The following is a 12,443-nucleotide window of genomic DNA, read 5'->3' on the forward strand; positions in this document are numbered from 1 at the left end:
GTGCTGATCTACTTCCGCAAGGACATCGGCCGGATCCTGTCGGCCTGGACCCGTTCGCTGGGGAGCAGGGCGATGCGCCGTGATCCGGACGCCCGGATGGGCTGGCTGGTGATCGTCGGATCCATACCGATCGGGGTGCTCGGGCTGACCCTCAAGGACCAGATCGAGGGGCCGTTCCGTGATCTGCGGGTGACCGCGACCATGCTGGTCGTCGTGGGTGTGGTCATCGGTGTCGCCGACCGGCTGGCGGCGCGCGACGAGCAGGGTGGCCGGCACCGGGCGCCCAAGCAGGGCAAGGTGCTGCAGGACCTGGGCGTCAAGGACGGCCTCATCTACGGCTGTTGCCAGGCCATGGCCCTGATCCCGGGTGTCTCCCGCTCGGGCGCCACCATCAGCGGCGGGCTGTTCATGGGCTACCGGCGTGAGGCGGCGGCCCGTTACTCCTTCCTGCTGGCCATTCCCGCCGTACTGGCCTCCGGTGTCTTCGAGTTGAAGGACGCGATGGAGAGCGACCACGTGGCGTGGGGGCCGACGCTGTTCGCCACGGGGGTCGCCTTCGTCTCCGGGTACGCCGTCATCGCCTGGTTCATGAAGTACATCTCCACCAAGAGCTTCATGCCGTTCGTCTGGTACCGGATCGGCCTCGGCATCGTCATCATCGGGCTGGTCATGGCCGGTGTCCTCAGCCCGCACGCGGCCGAATCGGCGGGCTGACCGCACACCGGCGCCGGCCTCCCCGAGGGACCGACCGCCCGGTGCGGCGGCGGGCCCGGCTGCCGGTGACCGAGCCCTCGGAACAACAACGCGACGCCGGAGGCGCCGCACGGACCGGTGTCGACGGGCGCAGCGCCCAGGCGCCGACAGCCCGGCGGGCGGTGGACTACCCAATCAGCCCAACGGAATCAGGCGTGATCTTCATCAGCGCGGCCTTTGACCTCGACCGAGCCCTGGGCTGATGCGCCACCCTCCCACGGCGCCGGCCCGCCGTCCCCGGCGTGGCCGTGCGAGCCTCCCGCTCTCACTCCATCCTGGACAGGAGGGGGTGAAACAACGGAGGAAGTGGTGAGGATGCGAACCGTTGTCGACCTCACACGCTGCCAGGGCTACGCACAGTGCGTGTTCCTCGCACCGAAGATGTTCGAGCTGCACGGGGAGGAGGGACTGCTGTACGCCACGGCCGTGCCCGACGATCAGGTGGAGCGCGTGCGTCAGGCCGCGGCGGCGTGCCCGGTCCAGGCCATCCTCGTCGGTGAGGAGGTGGGCGGCGGTGCCCGGTGATCTCACGGACGGCCGTATCGTCATCGTGGGCGCGTCGCTGGCCGGGCTGCGGGCCGCGGAGGCGCTGCGTGAGGGAGGCTTCACCGGCTCACTGACCGTGGTCGGGGACGAGCCCCACGCTCCGTACGACCGGCCGCCGCTGTCCAAGCAGGTACTGCTCGGCCAGGCGACAGCGGACACCACCGAGCTGCCGATGCGCCGGGACCCGGATGCCGACTGGCGGCTGGGAGTACGCGCCACCGGCCTGGACCCTCTCGCGAAACGAGTGGTGCTCGAGGACGGCGACTCGCTGCCGTACGACCGGCTGCTGATCGCCACCGGGACACGCGCGCGGCCCTGGCCCAACCCGAAGGAGGCCGCCCTGGACGGGGTGTTCACCCTGCGCACGCGTGAGGACGCCGCGGGGCTGGCCGAGCGGCTGGCCGCCGGGCCGCGACGGGTGCTGGTGATCGGCGGCGGCTTCACCGGCTCGGAGATCGCCTCGGCCTGCCGGGAACTGGGGCTGGACGTCACGGTCACCGAACGCGGGCCCGCACCTCTCGTGGGCGCCCTCGGCGGCACCCTGTCGAAGCTCGCGGCCGTCATGCAGCGCAACCACGGCGTGGACCTGCGCACCGGGGTGACGGTCACCGCCCTGCGCGGGAACGGCAGTTTCACCGGCGCCGAGCTGTCCGACGGCAGCCGCGTCGACGCCGACGTGTGCGTCGCGGCACTGGGGGCGATCCGCAACGTCGAATGGCTCGCGGACACCGGACTGGCAGCGGGCCCGCGCGGAATCGCCTGCGACGCCGGATGCCGCGCTTTCAACATGTACGGAATCGTCACCGACGACATCTTCGTGGCCGGCGACGTCTCCCGCTTCCCCCACCCGCTGTTCGGCTACCAGATGCTCTCCCTGGAGCACTGGGGAAACGCGGTCGAGCAGGCCGAGGTAGCGGCCCACAACATGATCAATCCGGGACCCCTGCGACGCCCGCACCTGGCCATCCCCACGTTCTGGTCGACCCAGTTCGGCCTCAACATCAAGTCCGTGGGCGTGCCCACCTTCTCCGACTACGTGGTCATCGCCCAGGGCTCTCTGGAGGCGCGCCGCTTGGCGATGGTCTACGGCTACCGGGGCCGGGTGACCGCCGCGGTCACCGTCGACATGGCCAAGTCGCTCGACTACTACCGGCACCTGATCGAGACGGCAGCTCCGTTCCCGCCCCCACCCGGCGCACAGGACCGTGCGATCGCGGCCGACGTCCCGATTCCGTCCGACGTGCCGGATCCGAAGGGGCTCTCCCACGGCCCCACCGTGGCACTCACCGGATACCTCCCCGACCGCCGGCTGACCGTGGTGCCGCCCACCGGCTGACCCACATCACGCCCACCGCGAGGAGCCGCCATGGACTCCGAGACCTTGCTGACACGGATCACCGACTATGCCAACCGCCCCAACCCCTACCCCCTGTACGCGGAACTCCGCGAGGCCGGACCCGTGGTGCGGCAGGCAGACGGCAGCTACCTGGTCGGCACCTACCACGAGATCGCCGCTCTGCTCCACGACCCGCGGATGAGTGCCGATCCCCGTACCCGTGGCGCGGTGACCCACAAGCCGCCGTTCCTGAGGCTCGACGACCCGGAGCACCACAGGCTGCGCACCCTGGCCATGCGGCCGTTCGGACCGCCGCACAGCCCGGGTCGGGTCGACGCCATGCGCGGCGAGATCGACCGGATCACCAAGGAACTGCTGGGGTCCTTCGAGGCGGGCCGGCAGATCGACGTCGTCGACGATTTCGCCTATCCGCTGCCCGTCACGGTGATCTGCCGCCTGCTCGGCGTGCCACGCGAGGACGAGCCACTGTTCCGGGCCTGGTCCGACACGATCGTCGCATCGGCCGACGTCAGGCCCGAGGGGGACTCCGCCGAGACGGACAAGGCCGGCGACCAGGCGCGGACCGAGATGGGCCACTACCTGGTGAACCTCGCCGAACAGCGCCTCGGCCGCCCGGGCGACGACTTGCTCACCGCCTTCGCCAACGAGCCGGACCCGACCCTGCGGCTCACGCGGGAGGAACTCGCGGAAACCGCCGTCCTGCTGCTCATCGCGGGACACGAGACCACGGTCAACCTGATCACCAACGGGGTACTCACTCTGCTGCGCCACCCGGAGCATCTGGACCACCTGCGCCGCGAACCCGACCTGCTGCCGCGAGCGGTCGAGGAACTACTGCGCTACGAACCCCCGGTCCACATGCGCGAGCGTGTTCCGCGCGACGACATCGACGTCACCGGCACCAGGATTCCCCAAGGCGCATCCGTCATTCTGGTGCTGGCCTCGGGAAATCGTGACCCCATGCGGTTCCACGACCCCGACCGGTTCGACCCCACCCGTCCGGACAACCAGCACCTCGGCTTCGGCAGCGGCATCCACCTGTGCTACGGCGCACCACTGGCCCGCATCGAGGCCCAGGCCGCCCTCGGCGCACTGCTCCCTCACCTCGGCGCGGCACGCCTGGTCCAGGACCCGCCCCCCTACCGGCAGAACGCCATGCTCCGCGGACCCCGCCACCTGCCCATCCACCTGTGAGGCCGCCAGGCCGGGCAGGAACGTGCACCTGCCCGGCCCCGGCCGTGCCGGACTGCCGTCCGCATTTCCCGCCCGCAACGAAGAACCCTCCAGACGTTCTTGAAGCGCAGGCATCCGCCACCCGCTACGGTCTCTGGGTGACCGAACTCCCGACCTTGCAGGCCACCCGTGAGGCCTACGACGCCATCGCACCCACCTACGCGCAGCTGTTCCACGACTCCCTGCGCGACCGTCCCCTGGAGCGCGCCCTCCTGAGCGCTTTCGCCGAGCTGGTACGGGCAAACGGCGACGGTGAGGTCGCAGACCTCGGCTGTGGACCGGGGTACGTCACAGCTCACCTGCACGGGTTGGGCCTGGATGCCTTTGGTGTTGACGCCTCCCCCGTGATGGTCGAACTCGCTCGCGAGGCGAACCCCGGACTTCGGTTCGAGGTCGGCTCGATGGCCGCACTGGACATCGAGGACGGCGCGCTGGACGGGGTGCTCTCGCGGTGGTCCGTCATCCACACCCCGCCGCAGGACGTGCCCGCCGTCTTGGCCGAGATCGCCCGGGTCCTGGCACCCGGCGGGCACCTGTTGATCGACTTCCCCGCCACCGACGGCCCCCACCACGAGTCGCAGGCCTACGACCATGCGGTGGCAACGGCCTACCGCTGGTTCCCCGACCGTCTCGCCGCGCTCCTGCGCGACCACGGACTGACTCAGACAGCCCGCACGGTGATCGAGCCGAAGCCCACCGACCAGCGGCAGTTCCAAGAGGTCCAGCTCCTCGCCTGCAAGGCGTAGACCTCGATCACGTGATCAAGCCATATCGGGCCCGGATACCGGAAGCCCATCGCGGGGCAGCGAAGACGGTAACGGGGACTTCGGACTTGAGGATGTCTCAGCTGGATGCCGGCTGGACGCGGGGTCGTAGGCGTTCGCCCTGTGGCCCGAACATGATCAGGTATTCGACTGGTCCGCCGAGTCCGGCGTTGGCGACTCCGTGAGGGGTGCGGGTGTCGAACTCGGCGACTTCCCCGGAGGTGAGGACGAGGTCGTGATCTCCGAGCGCCAGCCACAGCCGTCCGGACAGCACGCACAGCCATTCGTACCCTTCGTGCGACGTCTGGCGCGGCCGTGGCGGCTGGTCGAGGTTGGCGGGCAGGACGTGCTTGTGGGCGTGCAGGCCCCCGACGTACCGGGTCAGCGGCAGTACCGCCTTGTCGTCCACCGGACGCTGCGGCGGAGGGGTGTGCGGTTTCTCGACCGTGACGGGCGCGGTGCCGGCCAGCTCGTCCAGGGAGACGCCGTACGCCTTCGCCAGGCGCAGCAGGAGTTCCAGGGTCGGCTTGCGCCGGCCGTTCTCGATCCGCGACAGCGTGCTGAGGGCGATGCCTGTCGTGCGGCTCACGTCGGTGAGCGTGTCTCCGTGCCGCTCGCGCACGGCTCGCAGCCGCGGCCCCATGGCGGCCAGGACCTCGGCGACGTCGTCGTCCGTCATCTCGCCCATTCTTTCTCCAGCCGGTCCGTGCACCGCCCCTGTCCTGCAAGTTTGCCAAAGTGTCAAGGAAGGTCGCGCCCCCGGGCCACCGCACCGCATGATCGATGCGTAGCCGCGGCCACCTGAATCCGAGGAGAAGCCATGCACCAGCCCGCGCCGTCCGCAGACCTGTGCCACCGCCTCATCGACGCACCCGCCGGAAGGCTGCACCTGGTCGAGCAGGGCACCGGGCCGCTGGTCCTGCTCGTCCACGGCTTCCCCGAGTCCTGGTACTCCTGGCGCCACCAGCTCCCGGCTCTCGCGGCGGCGGGATACCGGGTGGCCGCACTCGACGTGCGCGGCTACGGTCGCTCCTCCAAGCCGGCCGCGACGCACGAGTATCGGATGCGCGCCCTCGTGGAGGACAACCTCGCTCTCGTGCACGCCCTGGGCGAGGAGACAGCGGTGATCATCGGGCACGACTGGGGCTCGAACATCGCGGCCACCTCCGCCCTGCTCCACCCCGAGGTCTTCCGCGCGGTGGGTCTGCTGAGCGTTCCCTACGCCCCGCCCGGCGGCCCCCGCCCCAGCGACATCTTCGCGCAGATGGGCGGGGACCAGGAGTTCTACGTCTCCTACTTCCAGGAGCCGGGCCGGGCCGAAGCCGAGATCGAGCCCGACGTCCGGGGCTGGCTCGCGGGCTTCTACGCGGCCCTGTCCGCCGACACCATGCCGGCGCAGGGGGAGCCCGATCCGCACTTCGTCGGCAGCGGCGGAACCCTGCGTGACCGATTCCCCAAGGACCGGCTGCCCTCCTGGCTCACCGAAGCCGATCTCGACCACTACGCCGGGGAGTTCGAGCGCACCGGCATGACCGGAGCACTCAACCGCTACCGGAACATGGACCGCGACTGGGAAGACCTCACCGAATTCAACGGCTCCCCCCTCACCCAGCCGTCCCTGTTCATCGGCGGCACCCTGGACGCCTCCACGACCTGGATGGCGGATGCGATCGACGCCTACCCGGCCACGCTTCCCGGCCTGGTCTCCTCCCACCTCCTGGACGGCTGCGGCCACTGGCTCCAGCAGGAGCGCCCCGAGGAGATCAACGGGCTGCTGACCTCCTGGCTCACGGCGGTGTCCCAGTCGGTGCCTCTGTGACAGCGGACGAGGGTGTCGGTCATATCGATGAAGGCGAGGAAGTGTTCGGCCTACGCCTTGTCTGACTATGGATCTTGGGGTGGGTCCGCGGAGCCAGAGGATGAGTGAGGCGAGGTGGACTCCGGCCCTGGAGCGGTCGGCGAGTCTGTCGAAACGGGTGGCGATCGCGCGGTACACCAACGGAACAGCCAGTAACGCTTAGGAACGATCTTGGTCATGTGATGGCCGGGGTCATGTGCGTGTGCCGGTGTCGGTTCAGCCGCAGCAGTCGCAGCCGGGGCGGCAGCCGTACGGGTCTGTCTCGGTGCCGGCGGAGGGGACCGCCGCGGCGGCGGGTGTCGCGCAGCAGCCCTTCCCCTGCCAGGCGTCGCGGCCTTCCTTCACGGCGATGGCGGCGATGACCAGGGCGGCGATCGGGTCGGCCCAGGACCAGCCGAGGGAGATCTCCAGGGTGTCGGCGAGGTCGGCAGGGTGGGCCGGGGTCTCGCCAGGTCGAGGAGGGTCCGGCAGCGGATCGGGTCGGCGAGGGCGCGGCCGAACCGCGCCAGCGCCTCGATGTCGGCAGTGCGAGTGAGCACAACCATCACGGAAGCCTGAATTCACAAAATCTTGCATCCGCGGATCACGGTGCACGGCCCAGGGAGTATCGGCGCAGCCGCCTGCGCCGAGATTGATCACGAGGTCTAACCGTGGATCTCCGTGTTCGGGTGGGGTTGCGCCTGGAGGCGTTCGCGGAGGTCGATCTCCTCGGGGGTGAGCGGGTCCTCGGGCCGGCGGATGTGCACGGGCTTGGGCCGCAGCGGAGACCGTCGTCCGCCGCGGCGTCCTCGGCATCGGCGAGCGCCCGGTCGGCCTTCGTGGCACTCGCGCCACGGCGGTGCTGGCCGGGCACCGGGCCTTGGCGGAGTCGCTGGGCGGCAGTTACCACCAGGTGGTGGATGCGGACGTCGCCGAGGCGCTGTTGCAGTTCGCGCGTGCGGAGAACGCCACGCAGATCGTGTTGGGCGGGGCGTACCGTCCGCTGCACGAATTGCTGGGTGACCGCGTGGTGGCCCAGGTGACCCGACAGGCGGGTGGACTCGACGTGCACATCCTGACGCACGAGCGCAGGGAGCGCGCCAAGGCGCCGGTCCTGCCTCCGCTGACGGGTGGTCTCGGCCGGGGCCGGTTCTGGTGGGGGCTGGTGCTGGCGGCGGTACTGCTGCCCGTCTGGTCCTTGGGCGGCATCCGCCCGCATGACGGAAGCCTTGGGGGGTCAGTGGCTGAGGTGGATGGGAAAGCGCAGGCGGCAGATGACGGCGTCGGTGTGGCGGCGGATGGCGCGGTCGAGGACGGCGCCGCGCTGGTTCTGCAGCAGTCGCTGCCAGGGCCTGGGCAGGTGCATTTCGGGAATGAGGACCACGACGCGGTCGTGGCGGTCCTGGGCTGCGAGCGCGCGCAGGTGGTCGACGATGGGCCGGGTCAGGGACCGGGTACGGCTGTGCAGCACGGTGAGCGGGACGCCGGGTTGCCAGGCGTTCCAGGCGGCGTGGACCTCATCGGTGGAGGGGGCGTCGCGGTCCTCGGGGTGGACGACCGTGACGGCGCGGACTTCGCCGCCCAGGGACAGGGCGGAGCTGATGGCCTCGCGGGTGAGGGCGTTGACCGCGCCGACGGGAACGACGACGACCGAGCGGCGCGGCTCGGGGCGGGCGGGGATCTCGCCGAGGCGCAGGGCAGCGCCGATTCGCCGATAGGCACGGTGCACGGCTTCGAACACGGCGACCAGGACGGCGACGGCGAGGAAGACCAGCCAGCCGCCCTCGTGGAACTTCGCGACCAGTTCGATGACCAGCGCCGTGGCGGTCAGGAGCGCGCCCAGTCCGTTGATGGTCGCGCGCCGGTACCAGCCCGGACTCCGGTCGAGGTGCCAGTGCCGGACCATGCCGGCCTGGGAGAGGGTGAAGCCGATGAACACGCCGATGGCGAAGACCGGTACCAGCTTCTGCGTGTCGCCCTCGGCCACGAGCAGAATGACCAGGGCGGCGACGGCGAGCACGATGACACCGTAGCGGTAGACCTGCCGGTCGGCGCGCAGCCCGAAGACATGCGGCAGATGGTTGTCGCGCGCCAGCAAGGAGGTCAGGACCGGCATGCCGCCGAAGGAGGTGTTGGCCGCGAGCGCGAGCAGCACCATGGTGGCGAACTGCACCACGTAGAAGCCTGCGTTGTGACCCAGGGACGCCTCGGTCAGCTGCGCCAGGACGGTCTTGGTGCTGTTCGGCCCGACGTGGAACTTGCCGATGAGCAGCGACAGCCCGATCAGCATGGTCCCCAGCAGCACGCCGAGCGCGACCTCGGTGCGCTGCGCCCGCCGGACCCTCGGGGTGCGGAAGGTGGGGACGGCGTTCGCGATGGCCTCCACACCGGTCAGGGCCGAGCAGCCCGAGGCGAACGCCCGCAACAGCAGCAACACTCCGACCGCGGAGGCGGCGGAGGCCGTCGGATGGGTTGGCGGCACGGCCGGTGTCGGACGCACCAAGCCGACCACGACGACGGCCGCGATCGCCACGATGAACACGGCCGTGGGAGCGATCAGCACCTTGGCGGACTCGGCGACCCCGTAGAGGTTGACCGCCGTGATCAGCCCCAGCACGATCACGCACAGCAGCACCCGGTCGCCGTAAAGGCCGGGGAAGGCGGAGGTGAGCGCGGCCACGCCGGCGGAGACCGACACTGCCACGTTCAGCACGTAGTCGATGATCAGCGAGGCCGCGGCGACCAGGCTGAGCCGCCGGCCCAGATGGCGCCCCGCGACCGCGTACGCGCCGCCCCCGTTCGGGAACGCGGCGATCACCTGCCGGTAGGAGAACGTCAGCGCCGCCAGCAGCACCACGATCGCCAGCGTGACCGGCAGCGTGAAACCCAGGCCCTGGCTGCCGGCCACCGCCAGCACCACCACGATCGCCTCCGGCCCGTAGGCGACGGAGGCCAGCGCGTCCAGGGACAGGGCGGCCAGCCCCTGCGGCACGGTCAGCCGGTCCCGCTCCTGTCGTCTCCCGATGAGCCGCCCGATACGGCGACGACTGCCGGTGCCCTCGGCACGCCCACCCACCGCTCCACCCGCCCTCATGTCGACCTCGCCGTCTCAAGGGCCAGGATTCCGTGAAAATAGCTGATTTCAGCGCAAAGAGGGCGTTAAGGATTGTTTCGGGTCACGTGCGTCCTGCTACACCGGAAGACGCAAGCAGGAGGTGCCCGCCATGCCCGACTACCTCGTCAGGGGACCCGTCGCAATCATCGCCGCCCTCGTGGCGCCGCTCGCGGTCTGCGCGGTACTGCTGCCCTTCCGCGCCGTACTGGCCAACACCGTCGTCGCGCTGATCCTGGTCGTGGTCGTCGTCGCAGCAGCGGCCCTCGGCCACCGCCTGGCCGGCGCCCTCGCCGCCCTGTCCGCGGCCGTCTGGTTCGACTTCTTCTTCACCGTCCCCTACCAGCGGCTCACCATAAGCAGCCCCGCCGACCTCACCACCGCGGTCGTGCTGCTCACCATCGGATTGGCCGTCTCTCAGCTGGCGGCCCGCGCTCGACGCCTGAAGGTCGTCACCATCACCGACGCCGACTACCTCGCCCAGCTCCACCACGCGGCCCGCCTGGCCCAAACGGCGACCTCGCCCGACGCGGTGGTGGAGTGCGTACGCGCCCAACTTGTCGGTCTGCTCCACCTGCGCGGCTGCCGCTTCCAGTACGGCACCCTGCTCGGCCACGCCCCTCGCCTCGAAAGCGACGGCTCCATCACCGTCGGCCGCAAGACGTGGGACGTCGACCGCCTCGGCCTGCCCGACCAGGACATCGAGCTGCGCGTCTTCGCAGGCGGCCACTTCCACGGCCGCTTCCTCCTTGAGCCGACGCCCGGCCACACCCCGCCCCTCCAGGCACGCCTGGTCGCCGTCACCCTGGCCGACCAGGCCGGCGCGGCGCTGCAGACCATCTGGAGGGAAACGGCACCCCGACGCTGAGACGGCTGAGTTTGTACCGGATCACCCTCCCGAGCCCCTGACCTGTCCGCACCCAAGTCCTAGCCGCCACCGTCGTCGTCCTCGTCGAGTTCGACCGCCTCCGGGTCGCGCAGGGGCCGAAGCCCGCCCGCCAGGGTGGACGGGGTGAAGCTGTAGCGGCCCAGGACGTTGAGATTTTTGTGCTTGAGCGGGGACAGTCGGGCGATGTCCTCGTCCCTGATCTCGTGGCCCTCGGCGCGGAGCTGGGAAACGGCGGCGTCGATGTACCGGGTGGTCCAGAGAACGACCGCATTCAAGACGAGCCCCAGCGAGTCCAACTGGTCTTCCATCCCGTCCCGGTATGCCTGATGGATGGTGCCCTTCTTGCCATGGCAGATGTCGCGGGCGAGCTTGTGGCGGGACTCCTGGACGGTACGCTGCTTGTGCATCTGCCGCCGGTAGGCGTCGTCGACCGGGTCGACGACGGCGAGCAGGTGCAGGGTCTTGGCGATGCGCCCGTACTCGGCGACCACCTGCCCCAGCGGTGTCGGGTGGCCTTCGCGTCCGAACATCCTCAGCAGGTCGTAGGCGCGGACCTGGTTGGTGACCGGATCTCTTGAGTGCAAGCGCCGTTCTTCAGGTCGGGGTTAGCTCATGCTTGGCGCGGAGCCGCGCGGTGGCGGAGATTCTCTGTGTTGTCAGTGGCGGGCGCTATGTTGATCGCACCAGTTGAAGGGGGGAGTTCGGTGCTATCTGCCGGTCGGTGTGGAACACAGCCCTGGAGCAGCGTCGGGAATACCGGCGGCGCGGGGCGTGGATGAACTACGTGCCGCAGTGCGCAGAGTTGGCCGAGGCCAAGCGTGAGCACCCGTGGTTGAAGGCGGCACCGTCGCACGCGTTGCAGCAGACGCTCAAGGATCTGGACCGGGCCTGCCGGGATCATGGCACGTTCAAGGTGCGGTGGCGGTCGAAGGCACGTTGGTCGCCGTCGTTCCGGTTCCCCGACGCCAGGCAGATCAGGGTGGAGCGGCTGGGGCGCAAGTGGGGCCGGGTCAAGCTGCCGAAGCTGGGCTGGGTCCGCTTCCGCTGGTCCCGTCCCCTCGGTGGCGAGATCCGTTCCGCGACCGTGTTCCGCAAGGGAGGCCGGTGGTTTGTGTCGTTCCTCGTGGACGACCAGGCCGCCGCTCCCGAGCGGCACGCCATGCCCGGTACCGCCGTGGGCATCGACCGGGGGGTTAAGACCGCCGTCGTCACCTCGGACGGCGACTTCCACGGCCGGCCGTTCAGCACGGCCGGCGAGATCGTCCGGTACCGGCGTCTGCAACAGCGCCTCGCCCGGTCCAAGCGCGGCAGCGCGAACCGGCACAAGACGATCACGGCCATGGGGCGCATCATGTCCCGGGTGTCGGACCGGCGTGGGGACTTCTGCGCGCTGACCGCTGCCCGGATCGTCGCGAAGAACGCCCTGGTGGTTCTCGAAGACCTGCGGTTCAAGAACATGTCCGCCGGCGCGTTTGGCACTGTGGCCGAGCCCGGCCGGAACGTCCGCCAGAAGGCCGGGCTCAATCGGGCCATCCTGGACAAGGGGTGGCACCGCCTCGAACTCGCCCTTACCAGCGCCGCCCGGTACACGGGCACGCGCGTGGTGAAGGTCAACCCCGCGTACACGTCGCAGCGGTGCTCCGCCTGCGGTTTCGTCACGGAAGGAAACCGCGAGACAAGCGGTCTTCCGGTGCAAAGCCCCAGGCTGTGGACACCGCGACCATGCCGACGTGAACGCCGCGAAGAACATCAAGGCCGCAGGACATGCGGTCTCAGCCTGTGGAGACCTTGGCACCAGCCGGTCCGTGAAGCAGGAACCCGTAAGCCGGGCGACCGGCCGAACCCCCTCATAGGGCAATCCCCGAGCTTCAGCCCGGGAGGAAGTCAAATCGGACTCGTGCGAGATTTTCCGGCGGACGACGTCAAGACGGCAGCGGCGGCTCCGACCACCA

Annotated in this window: 9 protein-coding genes and 5 pseudogenes; 9 read left to right on the forward strand and 5 right to left on the reverse strand. The window is 70.0% G+C overall.

The window, feature by feature from the left end; translation table 11 throughout:
* The 5 genes from ACWC91_RS33550 to ACWC91_RS33570 form a co-directional block, all read left to right on the forward strand.
* A partial coding sequence (locus ACWC91_RS33550; RefSeq protein ID WP_450642350.1) for an undecaprenyl-diphosphate phosphatase occupies positions 1-714 on the forward strand: 714 nt, incomplete at its 5' end.
* Positions 715-1,068: 354 nt separating this feature from the next.
* Complete coding sequence (locus tag ACWC91_RS33555) at positions 1,069-1,278, forward strand: ferredoxin (protein ID WP_225080194.1); 210 nt, start codon at positions 1,069-1,071, stop codon at positions 1,276-1,278.
* A complete protein-coding gene (locus tag ACWC91_RS33560) occupies positions 1,268-2,635 on the forward strand; it encodes an NAD(P)/FAD-dependent oxidoreductase (RefSeq protein ID WP_225080193.1) in 1,368 nt (455 codons plus the stop codon). Before ACWC91_RS33555 ends, ACWC91_RS33560 begins: the two co-directional genes overlap by 11 nt.
* Before the next feature lie 30 nt (positions 2,636-2,665).
* A complete protein-coding gene (locus ACWC91_RS33565) occupies positions 2,666-3,850 on the forward strand; it encodes a cytochrome P450 (protein ID WP_225080192.1) in 1,185 nt (394 codons plus the stop codon).
* Between the two features lie 137 nt (positions 3,851-3,987).
* Positions 3,988-4,635 carry a class I SAM-dependent DNA methyltransferase gene (locus tag ACWC91_RS33570; protein ID WP_450642351.1) on the forward strand — a complete coding sequence of 216 codons (648 nt, stop codon included), beginning with the start codon at positions 3,988-3,990 and terminating at the stop codon, positions 4,633-4,635.
* A gap of 97 nt (positions 4,636-4,732) precedes the next feature.
* Here ACWC91_RS33570 and ACWC91_RS33575 read toward each other — a convergent pair whose 3' ends face one another.
* Positions 4,733-5,332, reverse strand: a complete 600-nt coding sequence (locus ACWC91_RS33575; RefSeq protein ID WP_225080190.1) for a helix-turn-helix transcriptional regulator — start codon at positions 5,330-5,332, stop codon at positions 4,733-4,735.
* 141 nt (positions 5,333-5,473) lie between these two features.
* On the opposite strand from ACWC91_RS33575, the gene ACWC91_RS33580 reads away from it, so the two are divergent.
* Entirely contained in the window at positions 5,474-6,472 is a 999-nt protein-coding gene (locus tag ACWC91_RS33580) for an alpha/beta fold hydrolase (RefSeq protein WP_450642353.1), read from the forward strand.
* A gap of 255 nt (positions 6,473-6,727) precedes the next feature.
* On the opposite strand, the pseudogene ACWC91_RS33585 reads toward ACWC91_RS33580, so the two are convergent.
* From ACWC91_RS33585 to ACWC91_RS33595, 3 genes and pseudogenes are all read right to left on the reverse strand, one after another.
* Positions 6,728-6,922 (reverse strand): annotated as a pseudogene (locus tag ACWC91_RS33585) (cation transporter); the annotation flags it as partial.
* Positions 6,911-7,050, reverse strand: a pseudogene (locus ACWC91_RS33590) (transcriptional regulator); the annotation flags it as partial. The pseudogenes ACWC91_RS33590 and ACWC91_RS33585, both read right to left, overlap by 12 nt.
* 677 nt (positions 7,051-7,727) lie before the next feature.
* Entirely contained in the window at positions 7,728-9,566 is a 1,839-nt protein-coding gene (locus ACWC91_RS33595; RefSeq protein ID WP_376503219.1) for an APC family permease, read from the reverse strand.
* A 148-nt stretch (positions 9,567-9,714) separates the two neighbouring features.
* Between ACWC91_RS33595 and ACWC91_RS33600 the strand changes: the two genes are divergently transcribed.
* Positions 9,715-10,470 (forward strand): DUF4118 domain-containing protein, encoded by a 756-nt coding sequence (locus ACWC91_RS33600; protein WP_225080180.1) that lies wholly within the window; start codon positions 9,715-9,717, stop codon positions 10,468-10,470.
* A gap of 59 nt (positions 10,471-10,529) precedes the next feature.
* Here the strand turns inward: ACWC91_RS33600 and ACWC91_RS33605 are convergent.
* Positions 10,530-11,057 (reverse strand): annotated as a pseudogene (locus ACWC91_RS33605) (Tn3 family transposase); the annotation flags it as partial.
* 155 nt (positions 11,058-11,212) lie between these two features.
* Between ACWC91_RS33605 and ACWC91_RS33610 the strand changes: the two are divergent.
* Both ACWC91_RS33610 and ACWC91_RS33615 read left to right on the forward strand, forming a co-directional pair.
* Positions 11,213-12,109, forward strand: a pseudogene (locus ACWC91_RS33610) (RNA-guided endonuclease InsQ/TnpB family protein); the annotation flags it as partial.
* An 88-nt stretch (positions 12,110-12,197) separates the two neighbouring features.
* Positions 12,198-12,344 (forward strand): annotated as a pseudogene (locus tag ACWC91_RS33615) (RNA-guided endonuclease InsQ/TnpB family protein); the annotation flags it as partial.
* Positions 12,345-12,443: the final 99 nt, after the last annotated feature.

This window comes from Streptomyces sp. NPDC001204 (assembly GCF_053598035.1).

What these genes read in the sequence shown, in the direction of transcription:
- ACWC91_RS33555 (WP_225080194.1), top strand. Translation starts at nt 1,069, where the DNA reads ATGCGAACCGTTGTCGACCTCACACGCTGCCAGGGCTACGCACAGTGC.
- ACWC91_RS33565 (WP_225080192.1), top strand. Translation starts at nt 2,666, where the DNA reads ATGGACTCCGAGACCTTGCTGACACGGATCACCGACTATGCCAACCGC.
- ACWC91_RS33575 (WP_225080190.1), bottom strand. Translation starts at nt 5,332, where the DNA reads ATGACGGACGACGACGTCGCCGAGGTCCTGGCCGCCATGGGGCCGCGG.
- ACWC91_RS33580 (WP_450642353.1), top strand. Translation starts at nt 5,474, where the DNA reads ATGCACCAGCCCGCGCCGTCCGCAGACCTGTGCCACCGCCTCATCGAC.
- ACWC91_RS33600 (WP_225080180.1), top strand. Translation starts at nt 9,715, where the DNA reads ATGCCCGACTACCTCGTCAGGGGACCCGTCGCAATCATCGCCGCCCTC.